15 protein-coding genes are annotated in these 18,071 nt (G+C 46.0%); 13 read left to right on the top strand and 2 right to left on the bottom strand.

The window, feature by feature from the left end; all coding sequences use genetic code 11:
- Nucleotides 1–5: 5 nt before the first annotated feature.
- The 10 genes from asp1 (at nt 6) to MK370_RS03470 (ending at nt 10,449) form a co-directional block, all read left to right on the top strand.
- Nucleotides 6–1,586: an accessory Sec system protein Asp1 gene (gene asp1, locus MK370_RS03515; RefSeq protein ID WP_268684178.1), complete on the top strand. Its 1,581-nt coding sequence runs from the start codon at nt 6–8 to the stop codon at nt 1,584–1,586.
- Nucleotides 1,576–3,105, top strand: coding sequence for an accessory Sec system protein Asp2 (gene asp2 / locus MK370_RS03510; protein WP_268684177.1), 1,530 nt, complete (start codon nt 1,576–1,578; stop codon nt 3,103–3,105). Before asp1 ends, asp2 begins: the two co-directional genes overlap by 11 nt.
- Nucleotides 3,102–3,581: an accessory Sec system protein Asp3 gene (asp3, locus tag MK370_RS03505; protein ID WP_268684176.1), complete on the top strand. Its 480-nt coding sequence runs from the start codon at nt 3,102–3,104 to the stop codon at nt 3,579–3,581. Before asp2 ends, asp3 begins: the two co-directional genes overlap by 4 nt.
- Nucleotides 3,574–5,955, top strand: coding sequence for an accessory Sec system translocase SecA2 (gene secA2, locus MK370_RS03500; RefSeq protein ID WP_268684175.1), 2,382 nt, complete (start codon nt 3,574–3,576; stop codon nt 5,953–5,955). The genes asp3 and secA2 overlap by 8 nt, the downstream gene beginning before the upstream one ends.
- A gap of 12 nt (nt 5,956–5,967) precedes the next feature.
- A complete protein-coding gene (gtfA, locus tag MK370_RS03495) occupies nt 5,968–7,488 on the top strand; it encodes an accessory Sec system glycosyltransferase GtfA (protein ID WP_268684174.1) in 1,521 nt (506 codons plus the stop codon).
- Nucleotides 7,472–8,824 carry an accessory Sec system glycosylation chaperone GtfB gene (gene gtfB, locus MK370_RS03490; RefSeq protein WP_268684173.1) on the top strand — a complete coding sequence of 451 codons (1,353 nt, stop codon included), beginning with the start codon at nt 7,472–7,474 and terminating at the stop codon, nt 8,822–8,824. The genes gtfA and gtfB overlap by 17 nt, the downstream gene beginning before the upstream one ends.
- Nucleotides 8,817–8,999 (top strand): accessory Sec system protein Asp4, encoded by a 183-nt coding sequence (gene asp4, locus MK370_RS03485; protein ID WP_002897858.1) that lies wholly within the window; start codon nt 8,817–8,819, stop codon nt 8,997–8,999. The genes gtfB and asp4 overlap by 8 nt, the downstream gene beginning before the upstream one ends.
- Nucleotide 9,000: 1 nt before the next feature.
- Nucleotides 9,001–9,222: an accessory Sec system protein Asp5 gene (gene asp5 / locus MK370_RS03480; RefSeq protein WP_268684172.1), complete on the top strand. Its 222-nt coding sequence runs from the start codon at nt 9,001–9,003 to the stop codon at nt 9,220–9,222.
- A 158-nt stretch (nt 9,223–9,380) separates the two neighbouring features.
- Nucleotides 9,381–9,761 carry a CidA/LrgA family protein gene (locus MK370_RS03475; protein WP_268684171.1) on the top strand — a complete coding sequence of 127 codons (381 nt, stop codon included), beginning with the start codon at nt 9,381–9,383 and terminating at the stop codon, nt 9,759–9,761.
- Nucleotides 9,754–10,449, top strand: a complete 696-nt coding sequence (locus MK370_RS03470) for an LrgB family protein (protein ID WP_268684170.1) — start codon at nt 9,754–9,756, stop codon at nt 10,447–10,449. Before MK370_RS03475 ends, MK370_RS03470 begins: the two co-directional genes overlap by 8 nt.
- A gap of 42 nt (nt 10,450–10,491) precedes the next feature.
- Here the strand turns inward: MK370_RS03470 and MK370_RS03465 are convergent, their stop codons facing one another.
- Both MK370_RS03465 and MK370_RS03460 read right to left on the bottom strand, forming a co-directional pair.
- Nucleotides 10,492–11,325: a lantibiotic ABC transporter permease gene (locus tag MK370_RS03465; RefSeq protein WP_268684169.1), complete on the bottom strand. Its 834-nt coding sequence runs from the start codon at nt 11,323–11,325 to the stop codon at nt 10,492–10,494.
- Nucleotides 11,326–11,339: 14 nt separating this feature from the next.
- Nucleotides 11,340–12,047, bottom strand: a complete 708-nt coding sequence (locus MK370_RS03460) for an ABC transporter ATP-binding protein (protein WP_268684168.1) — start codon at nt 12,045–12,047, stop codon at nt 11,340–11,342.
- A 180-nt stretch (nt 12,048–12,227) separates the two neighbouring features.
- Here MK370_RS03460 and MK370_RS03455 point away from each other — a divergent pair, with 180 nt between their 5' ends.
- The 3 genes from MK370_RS03455 (at nt 12,228) to pyk (ending at nt 17,995) form a co-directional block, all read left to right on the top strand.
- Nucleotides 12,228–15,338 (top strand): DNA polymerase III subunit alpha, encoded by a 3,111-nt coding sequence (locus MK370_RS03455; RefSeq protein WP_326845069.1) that lies wholly within the window; start codon nt 12,228–12,230, stop codon nt 15,336–15,338.
- Between the two features lie 84 nt (nt 15,339–15,422).
- Entirely contained in the window at nt 15,423–16,433 is a 1,011-nt protein-coding gene (gene pfkA / locus MK370_RS03450; RefSeq protein ID WP_268684166.1) for a 6-phosphofructokinase, read from the top strand.
- 56 nt (nt 16,434–16,489) lie between these two features.
- The gene (gene pyk, locus MK370_RS03445; protein ID WP_268684165.1) at nt 16,490–17,995 is read left to right on the top strand and encodes a pyruvate kinase; all 1,506 of its coding nucleotides are present in this window, start codon (nt 16,490–16,492) and stop codon (nt 17,993–17,995) included.
- Nucleotides 17,996–18,071: the final 76 nt, after the last annotated feature.

Genomic DNA, 18,071 nt, shown 5'->3' with positions numbered 1-18,071 from the left:
AAATTATGTATTACTTTATTCCTTCATGGAGTGGCAGTGGGGATCGGGTTTGGCACCGGGATATTGTCCCTTGGTATCGCTCCATGCAGCGACTGGAGTTTGATGACTCGATTCATCAGATTCGGATTTTTCAAAGTGAAAATTTGCCAGTCCAGCTGCTTTTGCCAGCCTATATGCCGCATGCCCGCTACCTCTTGCATCGGCAGGATATTTTTGAGACGGACTATTACTCGGTCTTTGATGAGATTCAGGGAATCCAGTCTAAAGAAATGCAGGTCTTGCAAATCAAGGATCTGGACTGGGAGCCAGACTGCGAGTTTGTCTATACGCCCTTTCTAATCATGGTTCGCAGGCAGGGCCAACTCTATGCCCATGTCGAGTTTGGAGTAGAAGGCTTTATCAGCTTTATCAAGTTTTTCAAGGATGACCAGCTGGAGAAGTTTTATATCTTTGATGATCGGGGCTTTGTCTCCAGTATCACCTATTATGAAGAGGGGCAGCCCCTTTATCAGGAATACCTGCAGCCGGATGGTGACTGGCGGATTCGTGAGCATCTGAAGCCTGACGACAGTCGGGTAGAGGTCAACCCTGCTTACTTACTGGACTTTGATAAGCTGGAGTATGAGCGGATGCCGGACTTGATTTTGGAGAAATTGGGACACTATATCGAGCGCAATGCAGGAGCGGACAGCCGGTTTGTCCTAGCAACGCATCCCTTATACACTCAAGCCATTTTGCGCTTATTGCCCCAGCAAGTTCAAGTCATTCTCAGCTTTTTCCACGAGCGCAATCATGCAGTAGACTGTCAGGCTCTGGAGGCGGATTTGCAGCAGGCAGATCTAGTCTTGACTGATCGTATGGATTTCAAGAAGGCGATTCAGCGTTACCTGCCTGGGCAGGCTCAGAAGGTGCATTACCTGTCGCCTTTTGATACTCGTTTGCAGCTGGGCAAGAGCCAGCGTCGTCGTGAATCCAAGATTTTTTATCAGATTAATCTGGAAGAAGGGCTTAATGACTATGCCATCTTCAAGGTTCTCCACTATGTGGCCAAGCATCCGGATACAGAGCTGACTATCGGTGTTTACAATGCCTGGCAGGAAGGAATCCAAAAGGTGGAGAACAAGGTGCAGGAGGTTATTGATGAATATCTGAATCGGTATGAATTTGTCAAGAACTACCGGCGCAGTGAGCAGGCTGAGAATGCCCTGCTGGAAAATCAGGAGCAGGACCTCCGTTTCACCATTAAGAATATCACGGATGAGCTTAGCTTGATTCAGGAGCTGGACGATACGCGGTTAATCATTGACCTGAGTGAGCAACCTAATCTCTATACACAGATTGCTGGGATTTCTGCCGGGATTCCGCAAATCAATCTGGTGGGCTCGGACTATGTGACCCATCTGCAAAATGGCTATATCTTGGACTCTATCTCTGATCTACCGACTGCTGTAGACTATTATTTGGAAGGTTTGAAAAATTGGAACCAGGCCTTGATATACTCTATCGAAAAAATTCATCATAATACAGGGCTGGAGCTGATTGGTCGTTGGGAGCAGTGGCTCAAGGAGACTGAAGATGCAAAATAAGCTGAAAATCTTACAGATTGGCTCAAGCGATTGGAGCAAGGAGCTTGCTATTCCAGACAATATGGCCTGGTATTATTTCTTTCCTAACTCCAATCTAGCTATCAAAAAGGTCATGGAGATGGATAAGATTGGCAAGTTTGATGCGATTCTGGTGGACGACCTGCGTCGGATCCCAGATTTGTTTATGATTGAGCCCCAAATTATCCCTTATACAGTTTTCTATGATCAGGAACAGGAAACCCAGGAAGCGGATATTGAGTACTTCCTCAAGCGTCACTGTGCTCAGCCAACGGATATGAGCGATCGAGCTGACCTGATCCGCAAGCTGTCCAAGGCTCTCTTTTCCGGCCAGTATGGGGATAAGATGACTCCACTCGATATGGTGGTCAGCTCTGGATTTCGGGGTAAGATTTGCTACAATGGCTATGAAAATCTAGAGCTGGAAGGTGACTTTGGTCAGGACTTTCAGCCAATCCTGTCTTGGAAATACAATATTATTGCCAACAAGTTCAATCCAGTTGAACTTTGGCTTGAATATGAAAAGTCAGGCAACTGTGAGCTGCGGCTGCGCCTCTATAATATCCAGGAAGGCTCGACTGCGGATATTGCTCGCGAGACTATTTTCGCAGAAGAGGACATGCGGGAATCCATGGTTCTGGACAATGACTTTACTTCTTATCTGGGCGTCAGTCTGGAGGCTAGAGGTGAGGGACGGATTCAGGTCGGTGCTATGCATCAGCGCCTGACCCGCTTTGAGTTTGGCAAGTATGTTCTGGGTGGGAAGATTTTTCGCGATAGCCACCGTCAGGAGATTAATTACTTCTTTTATCCAGGAGATTTGAAGCCGCCTTTGGCTGTTTATTTCTCTGGTTACCGTCGGGCGGAAGGCTTTGAGGGCTTCGGAATGATGCGCAGTTTGGGCTGTCCTTTTCTCTTGTTTTCAGATCCGCGCGTGGATGGCGGTATGTTTTATCTGGGCAGCCAAGAGCTGGAGAGCAGTATTCATAAGATTATCCAAGAGCATTTGGACTTTCTGGGCTTTACCGAGCGTGATTTGACTTTATCAGGCATGTCAATGGGGACCTACGGTGCGGTTTATTACGGATCGGAGTTTCGTCCGCGGGCTATCGTTTTGTCCAAGCCCTTGGGAAATCTAGGCACTATTGCCCAACGTGGTCGTTTACGCCTGCCCGAGGTCTTTCCGACGGCTCTAGATGTCCTTCACCGTCACACGGGTGGCAAAGATCAGGAACATGTAGAAGAACTGAATCAACGCTACTGGCGTAAGTTTGAGAAAGCTGATTTCAGTCGGACGACCTTTGGTATCGCATATATGAAAGAAGAAGACTATGATCCGACGGCCTATGAGGACCTAGTAGCGGCTCTTCATCTGACTGAGGCCAAACTGATTAGCAGAGGTGTCCCTGGACGCCATAATGACGACTTAGCTGTGTCTGTGTCTTGGTTTATGAATTACTATCGAATGATATTGGAAAAGGAATTTGGGAGAAAGAAATGAACATTCAAAAAAGAAAGGGCATTTACTGGGGAGAGCTGAGAGGGGTTTCGGCAGCTGGTAAAATGACTGACTTTACCTATCTTTATGGCACTACCCTTATTATTCATTCCCCTTCACATATATTTTTTGAAAATAAACTAATGGCTTCTGGCCAGACCATTCATGAGTGGTCTTCCAAATGGAACTATCAACGAGACCGGCAGGTGCCTGCTCTCCCCTTGCTCAAAAAGGGAGCTCGCTATTGCCTGTCTAGAGATATGACCACCTATCCTGAAGCCAGCGTCTTTCTGAAAATCATCTTCTTTGACCGCTATGATAAAGAAATCAGCAATCAAGTGGAGCGCTCGGAGAGTATGATCTTTACCTACCCAAAGGAAGCCTATAGCTATAAGGTTCAGCTGCTGAGTGCAGGAGTTGAGTCCTTAGAGTTTCATTGCCTAAACATTGACCAAATCATAGAGGAGTCTGATGATTAAAAATCATTTTCAAATTCAGCGCTTAAAGAAAATCTTAGCGAAAGTCAAGAGCTTTGAGTCAGAAATAGCTGGCTTGTCAGACGCTGACCTGCGAAAGAAAACCCAGGAATTTAAAGAGAGATTGGCTGCAGGCGAGACCTTAGACGACTTGTTGCCGGAAGCTTATGCCGTGGTGCGGGAAGCAGACAAGCGGGTACTGGGCATGTTTCCCTACGATGTGCAGGTCATGGGGGCGATTGTTCTTCATGAGGGCAATGTCGCTGAGATGGCTACGGGAGAGGGCAAGACTCTGACGGCTACCATGCCGCTCTATCTCAATGCCCTGTCTGGTCAAGGAGCTATGCTGGTGACCACCAATACCTATCTGGCTCTGCGGGATGCTCAGGAAATGGGACAGGTCTATCGTTTTCTGGGGCTGACTATTGAGGCAGCGGTAGTAGCTGATGAGACTGAAAATTTGACTCCCAAGCAGAAGCGGCTGATTTACCAGGCGGATATTGTCTATACGACCAATAGTGCCTTGGGCTTTGACTATCTGATTGAAAATCTAGCAGAGAATAAGGACAGCCAATATCTTAGTCCTTTCAACTATGTCATCATAGACGAGATTGACTCCATCCTCTTGGACAGTGCTCAGGTGCCTTTGGTTATCTCTGGTGCCCCTCGAGTCCAGTCTAATTTCTATGCCATCATGGATACCTTCATTACGACTTTGAAAGAAGACGAGGATTATCACTATGATGACGAGAAGAATGAAGTCTGGCTGACATCGAAAGGTATTCTGGCGGCGGAGTCTTTTCTGGACTTGGAGCATCTTTTTTCCAAGGAAAATCAAGAGTTGGTCCGCCACCTCAATCTAGCCTTGCGGGCCCACAAGCTCTACAAGAAGGACAAGGACTACGTTGTCCGCCAGGGTGAGAAAGAAGCTGAAGTCGTACTTTTGGATCGCTCAACCGGCCGTCTGCTGGAAATGACCCGGCTTCAGGGAGGTCAGCACCAGGCCATTGAGGCCAAGGAGCATGTCAAGCTGACAGAGGAAACGCGAGCCATGGCTTCCATTACCTATCAGAATCTCTTCCGGCTCTTCCGGAAAATCTCTGGTATGACTGGAACCGGCAAGGTGGTGGAGAGCGAGTTTATGGAAACTTACTCCATGTCTGTCATCAAGATCCCGACCAACCAGCCAGTTATTCGGCAGGATTTACCAGACCAGCTTTACCAGACCCTGCCAGAAAAAGTCTTTGATTCTCTGGACGAGGTCAAGCACTACCATGCCCAAGGCAATCCGCTCTTGATTTTTACTGGCTCAGTGGAGATGTCAGAGATTTACTCCTCCCTACTGCTGAGAGAAGGCATCGCCCACAACCTGCTCAATGCCAACAATGCGGCACGTGAGGCGCAAATCATCGCTGAGTCTGGGCAGAAAGGTGCGGTGACGGTGGCTACATCCATGGCCGGCCGCGGGACGGATATAAAGTTGGGGCCAGGTGTCGCAGATTTGGGTGGTCTCGTGGTGATTGGCACTGAGCGGATGGAGAACCAGCGGATTGACCTACAGATTCGTGGCCGTTCAGGCCGTCAAGGTGATCCGGGGATTAGTAAGTTCTTCATCTCGCTAGAGGATGACCTGCTCAGGAAGTGGGGGCCAGACTGGCTCAAAAAGTTCTACAAGAACTACTCAACCGAAGAAGTTCAGCAGCATCCAGTCCAGCTGGGACAGCGCCGTTTCAGAAGCTTAGTGGCTAAGGCCCAGAGAGCCAGCGAAAGCAGCGCCAAGATGTCCCGCCGGATGACGCTGGAATATGCCCAGTGCATGAAGATTCAGCGGGAGATTACCTATGCTGAGCGCAATCGCTTGATTCAAGCTGAGGAGCGAATTGACGAAGAAATCAACCGTGTCCTCAGTCAGGTCATTCATCAGGCGGCCTATGAGCGGTCCTATGATACGCGGGCTGACCTCTATCGCTTTATCTTAGACCATTTCAGCTATCATGCTGAGCGCATTCCTTATGATTTCGATATTTATTCGCCGGAGAAAATCGCAGAGCTCTTGCAGGATATTGCCGAGCAGGAGCTGCAGGCAAAGAAAGCCTATCTAAAGTCTGACAAGCTCTTTACCCATTTTCAGCGGGTGTCCGTTCTCAAGGCTATTGATGAGAACTGGGTCGAGCAGGTGGACTATCTGCAGCAACTCAAGACAGCTTTGAGCGGTCAGCATTTCTCTATGAAAAATCCTCTGGTAGAATACTACCAAGAGGCTTACGATGGCTTTGAATATATGAAGGAGCGCATGAAACAGCAGATTGTCAAGAATCTTTTGATGAGTGAATTGGCACTCAACCCTAAAGGAGAAGTCATCATGTACTTCCCGTAAGACGAGGAGAATATGACAGTATATAACATTAACTTAGGCATCGGCTGGGCCAGCAGCGGTGTAGAATACGCCCAAGCTTATCGAGCCCAGCTTCTGCGCAGAATCCAGCAGCCGGCTAAGTTTATCTTTATGGATATGATTTTAGCGGATAATATCCAGCATCTGGCGGAAAATATTGGTTTTCTGGATGAGGAAGTTATCTGGCTTTATAACTATTTTACTGATATCAAGATTGCACCGACGACGGTTACGCTGGATCAGGTGCTGGCTCAAGTCGCAGGTCAGCCGGAACGCTCTGAGAAGGAATGCAAGATTGTCCGCTATTTCTACCCGCAGGATGATCAGTTTATCACTTGCTATCTGCGGCAGGAAGATCAGGACTTTGTCGAGCATGTAGAGTATGTCTCGCGGGGGAGATTGATTCGCAAGGATTATTTCTCCTATGTCCGTTATGCTAGTGAATACTTCGCACCCCACAATGACGCCGCAACTCTCTACCAGCGCCGTTTTTACCATGAAGACGGCAGTGTGGCCTATGACATGCTGATAGAGGATGGTCAGGAAGAGCTCTATCGCTTTCCAGATCGGATTTTCTATTCCAAGGCTGAGCTGGTCCGATATTTCCTCCAATGTTTGCAGCTGCAGGCGGATGATGTGGTCATCTTGGATAGGGAGACAGGGATTGGTCAGGTTGTCTTTGAAGAGAGCCAGAAGGCTAAGCTGGGAGTAGTGGTCCATGCGGAGCATTTCAGTGAAAATGCCAGCAGTGACGACTACATTCTCTGGAACAATTTCTATGACTACCAGTTTACCAATGCTGACAAGGTGGACTTTTTCATCGTAGCAACTGAGGCTCAGAGAACGATTCTAGAGCAGCAGTTCCAGCATTACTCGGACAAGCAGCCCAAGATTGTCACCATACCGGTAGGGAGTCTGGACCAATTGACTTATCCCAAAGAGCCTCGCAAGCCTTTTTCTATGATTACGGCTTCGCGTCTAGCTACAGAAAAGCATATCGACTGGCTAGTGGCAGCGACTGTTCAAGCCCATGCCCAGCTGCCTGAGCTGACTCTGGATATTTATGGCAAGGGGGGCGAAGAGGAAAAGCTGCGTCGCAGGATTGAAGAAGCAGGAGCTCAGGACTACATTCGGCTCAAAGGGCATGCGGATCTGAGTCAGATTTATGCAGGCTATGAGCTTTATCTGACGGCTTCGACCAGTGAAGGCTTTGGTCTGACTCTCATGGAAGCAGTTGGCTCGGGTCTGCCTCTCATCGGCTTTGATGTCCGCTATGGCAATCAGACTTTTATCGATGATGGTAAAAATGGCTATCTGCTGCCGGTCAGTTCCAATCAGGTCGAGGACCAGATTATTGCTGCTTTTGTGGAGAAAATAGTAGCTCTCTTTAGCCAAGGACGCCAGCAGGAGATGAGCCAACACTCTTATCAAGTGGCCGAGAATTATTTGACCAACCGAGTTGAAGCGGCTTGGTCCCAGCTTTTAAAGGAGGTCAGAGATGATTCAGCTCTTTGATTATTACAATCAGGAAACCCAGGATCTGCATGATTCCCTCCTTGCAGCTGGCTATGACTGTCCGACCATTGTCATTGAGGCTAATGGCTTTCTGCCGGACGACATGATCTCCCCCTATACTTATTTTTTAGGGGATGAAGAGGGAGTAGACCACCCACTCTTTTTCAATCAAGTGCCAGTGCCCCCTTTCTGGGAAATCACAGGCGACCACCAGTCGGCGCGTGTCAGTGACATGGGAGAAGAAAGAGCACGGATTCACTATGCAAGTCAGGCCAAGGGGCGCTTGGTCAAACAGGTGGATTGGCTGGATAAAAAAGGCCAGCTGCGACTGAGTGAGCGCTATAATAAGCGAGGCCACTGCTTTGCCAAAACAGCCTATAAATCAGGCCAGGAGGCTTTCAACACAACCTATTACAGCACAGACGGGCAGGAGCGTATCGTGGAAAATCATGCCACTGGTGACATCATCCTGACACTGGAGCAAGAGCCCTTGCGAATTTTTAAAAGCCGAGTGGATTTTATCTGTTTCTTCTTGGAGCGGCTAGAATTTGACTTGGATCACATTCTCTTTAATTCGCTGGCTTATTCTTTCCTGGTTTCCCACAGTTTGACAGGCCGAGCTGGGCAGGACATTCTCTTCTGGCAGGAGCCTCTGTATGACGAGCTGCCAGGTAATATGCTGCTGATTCTGGAAAGCAGTCAGCTCCGGGCGCAGACTATTGTCATTCCAGATTTAGCAACTTATGAAAAGGCCAAGAGTCTGGCAGCGACTGACCAGCAGCAGAAGTTCCTGCATCTGGGCTATCATTATGATTTCAAGCGGGACAACTACTTGAGAAAAGATGCCTTAATCCTGACCCATTCGGATCAGATTGAAGGCTTAGAGACCTTGGTTCAGTCCCTGCCGCAGCTAGTCTTTCGCATTGCAGCTCTCACGGAAATGTCGCCCAAGCTCTTGTCTATGCTGTCCTATAAGAATGTCGTTCTTTATCAAAATGCCAGTCTCAAGCAAATTGAGCAGCTCTACTTGGAATCAGACATCTATCTGGATATCAATCACGGCGGACAGGTTCTGCAGGCAGTACGCAAGGCTTTTGAGAACAATCTCTTGATCCTAGGCTTTGAGCAGACCCTGCATGACAGGCACTACATTGCCCAGCAGCATATTTTTGACAGCAGCCAGCCTGCTCAGTTGGCAGCAACTTTGGAAGAAGCCTTATCTGGTGTCGAGCAGATGCGGTCAGCCTTGCAAGCTCAAGGCCGGCATGCCAACGATGTGCCCGTCAGTCTTTATCAGGAGACTCTCCAAAGCGTACTAGGAGGTCAGCATGGCTAAAAAAGATTTATTTCATAAGGATATTGAGGGGCGGTTAGATGAGCTCAAGCATGGCAAGCCCAAGAAAGAAAAGGCCAGCTTGGGTGAAAATCTCAACAAGGCCTTTGTCATCGCCTTGGGCTTGATGATCTTGATTGGATTGATTTTTACATTGATTGGAGCCTTGAGGAAATAAAATGCAAACAATATTGATTACACTTACCATTGTAGTAGCCCTTGTCTTGATTTTGCTGGTTAGTCTTCTTCCCAGAGTGAGCCAGCAATTTTACAGAGACACCAATACATCAATCGGCAAGTCAGGCTACTGGGAAACTCACTTTGCAAAGAAAATCCTAGTTCTTTTGGCAAGCCTTGCCCTGATTGTGCTCATGATTATCTTTATGATTCAATCTCTTTGATTTCTCAGACGATGGCTAAATAAGAAAGACCCTCTATTGCAGACGATGGAGGGAATTTTTATAAGCTGATTTTTTATATAAAGGTTTTAATTTCTGAAAGCACCTTGATATTTTCCTGAAAAAGAGTAAACTGGATATACAAGTGATGGAGGTTTGGTATGAAATTATACGTTCAGTTGATGATTATTTTTATGATTTCCCTCGTTGGAGAAGGAATTTCAAGTGTTTTTCACCTGCCAGTTCCGGGCAGTATCATAGGTTTACTCTTGCTGTTTTTGGCGCTGCAGTTCAAGCTCCTGCGCCTGCGTCATATCAGTATGGTTGGCAATTTTCTCTTGGCAAATATGACCATTCTTTTTCTGCCTCCAGCAGTTGGTATCATGGATAAATTTCAGGTCATCGCGCCTTATCTGCTGCCGATTATTTTGATTGTTTTAGGAGCAATTGTGCTCAATGTCTGCGTGATTGCAGTTGTGGTGCAGCTGATTAAGACCCGTTTTGAAGGAGATTATGAGGAAGGAGACACCAGCAATGTCTGATTTATGGAGCAACCCTCTCTTTGGCCTTGCCTTGTCTATCTTGGCCTATTTGTGCGGCCTATTGATTTTTCGGAGATTTCCTCATCCCTTGACAACTCCTTTGCTGATTGCAGCAGTTTTGGTCATTGCTTTTTTAAAATTAACCGGTATTTCCTACAAGGATTACTATGTCGGTGGCTCCTATTTAAACAATCTAATTGTGCCATCTACGGTTGCTTTGGGGATTCCGCTTTACAAGACTTTTCATTTGATGAAGCACCATGCACGCAGTATTTTGATTGGTACCTTTGCGGCGGTTGTAGTCAATACTAGCTTTACTGCTCTGTTGGCTAAGTTTTTCGGCATGGATTTCTTTCTGGCTGTTTCTCTTTTTCCGAAGTCTGTCACAACGGCCATGGCTGTCGGTATCACAGACAAGCTGCAAGGGCTTGCTACAGTGACATTAGTGGTGGTGGTTGCGACGGGCATTCTGACCAGTGTCTTGGGACCAACGCTTCTTAAGCTCTTAAAAATCACAGACCCAGTAGCTATCGGTCTAGCTTTAGGGGGAACCGGTCATGCGGTAGGAACGGGAACCGCCTTTAAATACGGCCAGGTCTCAGGAGCTATGGCAGGACTTGCGATTGGCGTGACTGGGCTCATGTACGTTCTGGTCAGCCCCATCGTGGCAGCCATTATTCTGAAGTAAAAATAAACGAGGTTGAAACATTTTGTTTCAACCTCGTTTTACTTATTGAAGATTTAGTTTGTTTTTTACAATGGTATGGATTGTAAAATAGAAACCGAAAATTTTGACCAGTTCAAAGACGATTCGGATAATAAGAAAGACATCTAGCATCTGTTCAAAGTTCGTAGCGGAGTTACTATAATCGTATGGAGCAAATAGGCCATACGGATTGAAGAGGCTAGGTAAGAAGATTGACAGGACCGCCAGAACACTCCAAATCAAAAATCCGAAAAGCACAGCCATCATAATCCGATTCTTCTTAAATAGCTGTCCGACTGAGATTGCTAGATAAAAGAAGAGGATACCAGAAAGGATTTGGAGGAGATTAAGGAAGCCGTATTTGACAATCCAAAGCCATAAATCTGGGATTTCGCCAATATATTTAAAAATCTCATTAAATGAATAGCCGGTAACAGGGAGGGCAATGCCAAAAATGGCAAGGCCGCTAATAAACATGGTTAGCATACACAAGAGGGTCCAAACAAATGCGGAAAGAAGCTTAGACAGAAGAATCTGATGCGGCGTAACCGGCAAGGTCCAAGTCAGGTAGCCTTCTCGCCCAAAAACATTTTTATAAAACCGACGGATAATAATGATGGTATTGGACAGAAAGACAGCGCAGGATGCAGAAAAAAGCAAGAGGAAGAGTAGGTATAAAGTGACAATAACACCACTAGTAGCCATTGGGTAGTCACTATAGCGTTCCATGACCTCAGGTCTCAAGCTGCTGCCAGTTATAAATCCCATCAAGATAGAGAGAGACAGAAGAATGGCAAAAGTGATACAGTACCATTTGTAATTAGACTTAAAGTCGTATTTAAACAGTTTTCCAAACATATAATGAAGACCTCCTAATAAAAGCGAAACTGGCTGCGGAAGAGATTATCAATGGATTGATTGTACTGTTGACGCAGCTGATTAGCATTTTCATGCAAAAGAATCTGACCTTGGTTAATCAGGATGACTTCATCCAAGATTGGCTCAATATCTGCAATCAAGTGGGTGGAAATGATGACAGAAGACTGAGGTGTGCGGTTTTGGATGATGGTCTGCAGGATATAGTCGCGAGCGGCCGGATCAACACCACCGATAGGCTCGTCTAGGATATAGAGTTCCGCATGGCGGCTCATGACCAGAATGAGCTGCATTTTTTCTTTATTTCCTTTTGAAAGGCTTCCGATGCGCACTTGAGGATCGATATGAAGATCCTTTAGAAGCTGCATGGCTTTGGTGCTGTCAAAATTATCATAAAAATCTTGGAAATATTTTACAGCTTCGATTACTTTAGAGCTGTCGCTTAGATAAGTCGTATCTGGTAGATAGGAAACGATTCTTTTGGTATCAGGAGAAGGTTTGACGCCTTTGAGATAAATATGGCCAGAGGTGGGCTGCAAGAGACCATTGATAAGCTTAATAATAGTTGTCTTGCCGCTGCCATTAGGACCTAGAAGTCCGATAATTCTGCCAGGCTGAATGTTTAAGCTCACATCGTACAGGGCGGGTGCGTCGCCATAATTTTTATGGACATGGTCAAGATAGACTAGAGGATACTGATTCATACATGTCTCCTTTATTTTCTTCAATTTACAATTATTATACCTTTTCCTTAGGAAAATGGCAAAGAAAGCCGGAAAGGGTGAATGGAATCTTTCTGTTCGGTCAAACTCCTATTTCCCTCATTCAGTGAATTGCGGTATAATAGTTATAAGAAGAAGCAAAGCATGTTCAAGGAGAAAAATGTGGTGATACAACTTGATACCAAGACTGTTTACAGTTTTATGGATAGCTTGATCCCGATAAAGAAATATGTGCAAAAAGCCAAGGGGTTAGGATACAGTCATCTGGGCATGATGGATGTGGACAATCTCTATGGGGCTTATCATTTCTTAGAGGAAGCCGAATCTGCGGGACTGCAGCCGCTTTTAGGCTTGGAGCTGAGTCTGCTCAAGGCAGAGCAGGAGCTTCATCTCCGTCTGCTGGCCTTGGACAGTCAGGGCTATCGCAATCTGATGAAAGTCTCGACTCTCAAGATGATGGGACAAAAGAATTGGGAGGATTTCCAGCATCTCTTTAAGGGATTGGCTGTGATTGTTCCTGCTTTTGACGGAGTAGCAGATCTGGATTTGGGTTTGGATTTTTATGTTGGAGTTTTTCCAGCAACGCCCCAGCAGGAGTTTGGTCGGCCAACCCTGCCCCTGCATACCGTCCGATATTTTGATACGGGGGATCTGGAAACCTTGCAGATGCTCCGGGCGATTCGTGAAAATGCCAGCTTGCGGGAGATTGGCAGCCTTCCCAATCATGAGTTTTTGCTGGCACCAGATGCTCTGGAAGGAGCTTTTAAGGAAACTTTCCCAGAGAGTTTGGCTAATCTTGAGAAGCTAGTCCGTGATGTTCACTATGATATCAATAGGGAGCTGAAACTGCCCCGCTTTAATCGGGAACGTCCTGCCGTGGAAGAGCTGCGGGAGCGATCAGAAGCTGGCTTAAAAAAACGCGGTTTAATAGGTAAACTTTATCAGGAACGGCTGAACCAGGAGCTGGCTGTCATTCATCAGATGGGCTTTGATGATTATTTCCTCATCGTCTGGGATTTGCTGCGCTTTGGTCGCAGTCAGGGCTATTATATGGGCATGGGCCGAGGATCTGCTGTTGGCAGTCTGGTGGCATATGCCTTGGAGATTACTGGGATTGACCCAGTCAAGAATAACCTGCTCTTTGAGCGCTTTCTAAATCTAGAGCGCTATACCATGCCTGATATTGATATCGACATTCCCGATGTTTACCGGCCGGAGTTTATCCGCTATGTTCGTGACCGCTATGGCAGTATGCATGCAGCCCAGATTGTGACCTACTCGACCTTTGGAGCCAAGCAGGCCATTCGCGATGTTTTCAAGCGCTTCGGTCTGCCAGAGTATGAGCTGACCAATATCACCAAGAAAATCCGATTTGGCGATAGCCTGACCTCTGCTTATGAGAAAAATATGGCCTTTCGCCAGATTATCAATAGTAAGCTGGAATATCAAAAGGCCTTTGATATTGCTAAAAAAATCGAAGGTCATCCCCGTCAGACTTCTATCCACGCAGCCGGCGTTGTGATGAGCGACAATGACCTGACCGACCAGATACCGCTCAAGTACGGTGAGGACATGTATATCACCCAATATGATGCCCATGGTGTGGAGAGCAACGGTCTGCTCAAGATGGATTTTTTGGGCTTGCGCAATCTGACCTTTGTCCAGCGGATGAAAGAAGCAACCCTGAAAAAATATGAGCTAGATATTGAGATTGCAGAGATTGACTTGGAGGATGCAGACACTCTGAAACTCTTTGCAGCTGGCCAGACCAAGGGTATTTTCCAGTTTGAGCAGCCGGGTGCCATCAGCCTGCTTAAGCGGGTTCAGCCAGTTCGCTTTGAGGAAGTAGTGGCCACAACCTCTCTCAATCGTCCTGGAGCCAGTGATTATATTGACAATTTTGTCAAGAGAAAGCATGGGCTGGAGCAGGTGGAGTTAATTGATGAAAGTTTGGCTGATATTCTAGCTCCGACTTACGGTATCATGCTCTACCAAGAGCAGGTCATGCAGGTGGCCCAGCGCTTTGGTGGCTTTAGTCTGGGGAAAGCTGATATTTTACGAAGGGCAATGGGGAAGAAAAGTGCTGCTGAAATGCACCGCATGCAGGAGGACTTTGTTGCAGGTGCTCTCAAGCTAGGGCATTCGGAATCCAAAGCAGAGGAAGTCTTTGCTATTATGGAGAAGTTTGCTGGTTATGGCTTTAATCGTAGCCACGCCTATGCCTACTCAGCTCTGGCCTTTCAGTTGGCTTACTTCAAAGCTCACTATCCAGATGTTTTCTTTGATGTCATGCTCAATTACTCTAGCAGTGACTATATCACCGATGCCCTGAGTTTTGACTTTGAAACAGCACCCCTCAGTATCAACAATATTCCCTACCATGATAAGTTTCAAGATAAGAAGATTTTTCTGGGCATGAAAAATATCAAAGGCTTGCCTAGAGATTTGGCATACTGGATTATCGAAGAGCGACAAAATGCTGCCTTTACTGGGGTAGAAGACTTTATTCTGCGCCTGCCTCAGAATTACCATAAGATTCCGCTGCTGACTCCTCTGATCCAGCTGGGGCTCTTTGACAGTTTTGAGAAAAATCGCCAAAAAATTCTAGCCAATCTGCCTAATCTATTTGTATTTGCGGATGAGCTGGGCAGTCTCTTTGCAGATACGACCTATTCTTGGACAGAGGCTCAGGATTTCAGCGATGCCGAAAAGTTTGAGCTGGAACAGAGCATTATCGGTGTGGGGCTTAGCGATCACCCCTTGGTGAAACTGGCCAAAGAAGCGGACCAGCCCTTTAGCTGGATTAGTGATTTGACAGAAAATAGCAGAGCTAGGATTTTAGCTGAAGTCCAGACTATCAAGACTATCCGGACTAAAAAGGGCGAGAATATGGCCTTCTTGCAGGTTTCAGATACCAAGAAAAAACTGGATGTTACCCTCTTTCCTGATACTTATAGACAGCTGGGTGAACGCATTAAAGAGAAGGGGATTTACTACTTGAGCGGCAAGGTGCAGGAACGGGATGGTCGTTTACAGTTGGTCTTGGCAGACATAGAGGAGACCACGACTGAACGCTTCTGGATAAAGCTTGCGGGCCATGAACATGATCGGGAAATATCTCAGATTTTGCAGAAATATACAGGCAATATTCCGGTTGTCCTGCGCTATGAAGATGAGAAGCGAACCATATCTGCACCTCATTTCCGAGTGGAGAAATCGGAGCAGCTGCAAGAGGAATTGAAGAATTATACTATGAAAACGATTTTTCGTTAAAAAATATGGAAAATAAGAGAATTTTCATGATGATTGTGGTATAATCTATAAGAATGTTAAAAAGAAAAAGGAGCAAAAAGCGAAATGAAACGTATTGCTGTTTTGACTAGTGGTGGTGATGCCCCTGGAATGAATGCTGCCATCCGTGCAGTTGTCCGTAAAGCAATTTCCGAAGGAATGGAAGTTTACGGGATTTATGATGGTTACGCTGGAATGGTAGCTGGCGAGATTTACCCACTTGATGCGACATCAGTTGGTGACATTATTTCTCGCGGTGGTACTTTCCTTCACTCTGCACGTTACCCTGAGTTTGCCCACGTTGAAGGGCAGCTGAAAGGGATTGAGCAGCTTAAAAAACATGGAATCGAAGGTGTCGTTGTTATCGGTGGAGATGGATCTTACCACGGTGCGATGCGCTTGACAGAGCATGGCTTCCCAGCTGTCGGTGTTCCAGGAACCATTGACAATGATATCGTCGGAACAGACTTCACTATCGGTTTTGATACAGCTGTTACTACAGCTATGGATGCGATTGACAAGATTCGGGATACCTCATCCAGTCACCGCCGTACTTTCGTTATTGAAGTAATGGGACGTAATGCTGGTGATATTGCTCTCTGGGCAGGTATCGCATCTGGTGCGGATGAAATCATCGTTCCTGAAGAAGGTTTCAAGATCGAAGAAGTTGTTGAAAGCATTAAGAGTGGCTATGCCAAGGGTAAGAAGCACAACATCATCGTCTTGGCTGAGGGTGTCATGTCAGCGGATGCATTTGCTGAAAAGCTGAAAGAAGCTGGAGATATGAGCGATTTGCGTGTCACAGAGCTCGGACATATCCAGCGTGGAGGATCACCAACTGCGCGTGACCGTGTTCTTGCATCTCGTATGGGAGCACATGCTGTTAAACTGCTTAAAGAAGGTATCGGCGGTGTTGCTGTTGGAATCCGCAATGAGCAGATGGTTGAAAGCCCAATTTTGGGAACTGCTGAAGAAGGAGCACTCTTTAGCTTGACTGCTGAAGGCAAAATTGTCGTTAACAATCCGCACAAGGCTGATCTGGACTTGGCTGATTTGAACCGCAGCATTAATATTTAATTATTATTTGTTATTCAGGCCAAGAGGCCAAATAGAAGAAGGAGTTTCATACAATCATGAATAAACGTGTAAAAATCGTTGCAACATTAGGTCCTGCGGTAGAAATCCGCGGTGGAAAAAAATTCGGTGATGACGGATATTGGGGAGAAAAGCTGGATGTTGAAGCATCAGCTCAAAACATTGCTAAGCTGATTGAAGCTGGCGCAAACACATTCCGTTTCAACTTCTCACACGGTGACCATGCTGAGCAAGGAGAGCGCATGGCAACTGTTAAGCGTGCAGAAGAAATTGCCGGTCAAAAAGTTGGTTTCCTTCTTGATACAAAAGGACCAGAAATTCGTACAGAATTGTTTGAAGGCGATGCAAAAGAGTATTCATACAAGACTGGTGAAAATATCCGTGTTGCTACTAAGCAAGGTATCAAATCTACTCGTGAAGTAATTGCTTTGAACGTTGCTGGCGGATTGGACATCTATGATGATGTTGAAGTTGGTTGTCAAGTATTGGTTGACGATGGTAAACTTGGTCTTCGTGTTTTCGCTAAAGACGATGAAACTCGCGAATTTGAAGTTACAGTTGAAAATGACGGCATCATTGCTAAGCAAAAAGGTGTGAACATCCCTAACACTAAAATTCCTTTCCCAGCACTTGCTGAGCGTGATAATGATGATATCCGCTTTGGTCTTGAGCAAGGAATCAACTTCATCGCGATTTCATTTGTACGTACTGCAAAAGACGTCAACGAAGTTCGTGCAATCTGTGAAGAAACTGGTAATGGCCATGTTCAATTGTTTGCAAAAATCGAAAACCAACAAGGTATTGATAACTTGGACGAAATCATTGAAGCTGCTGATGGTATCATGATTGCCCGTGGTGACATGGGTATCGAAGTACCATTTGAAATGGTTCCAGTTTACCAAAAAATGATCATCACTAAGGTCAATGCAGCTGGTAAAGTGGTTATCACAGCAACTAACATGCTTGAAACCATGACAGAAAAACCACGTGCAACTCGTTCAGAAGTATCAGATGTATTTAACGCTGTTATTGACGGAACTGATGCAACCATGCTTTCAGGTGAGTCTGCAAACGGTAAATACCCACTTGAGTCAGTAACAACAATGGCTACTATCGATAAGAATGCTCAAACCCTTCTTAACGAATATGGTCGCTTGACAACTGATAACTTTGAGCGCAACTCTAAGACTGAAGTTATGGCTTCAGCAGTTAAAGATGCTACAAACTCAATGGATATCAAGTTGGTAGTTACCCTTACTAAGACTGGTCACACAGCTCGCTTGATTTCTAAATACCGTCCAAATGCTGATATCTTGGCTATCACTTTTGATGAATTGACGCAACGCGGTCTTATGCTGAACTGGGGTGTAATTCCAGTGACTACAAACACTCCATCTAACACAGATGATATGTTTGACATCGCTGAAAAGATTGCGGTTGAGCAAGGCTTGGTTGAATCTGGTGATGATATCGTTATCGTTGCTGGTGTGCCGCTTGGTGAAGCAGTTCGTACCAACACAATGCGCATCCGTACAGTACGTTAATCTAAGATAATAAAAAAGAACCGTTGATTGAAAAATCACCGGTTTTTTTCTTGTCTATGTGATGCCACTTATTTTA

This window comes from Streptococcus sanguinis, assembly GCF_026781265.1.
In the GTDB taxonomy this organism is placed as follows: domain Bacteria; phylum Bacillota; class Bacilli; order Lactobacillales; family Streptococcaceae; genus Streptococcus; species Streptococcus sanguinis_T.
Note: the sequence above shows the minus strand (reverse complement) of the source record. Positions and strands in the feature narration are given on the sequence as shown.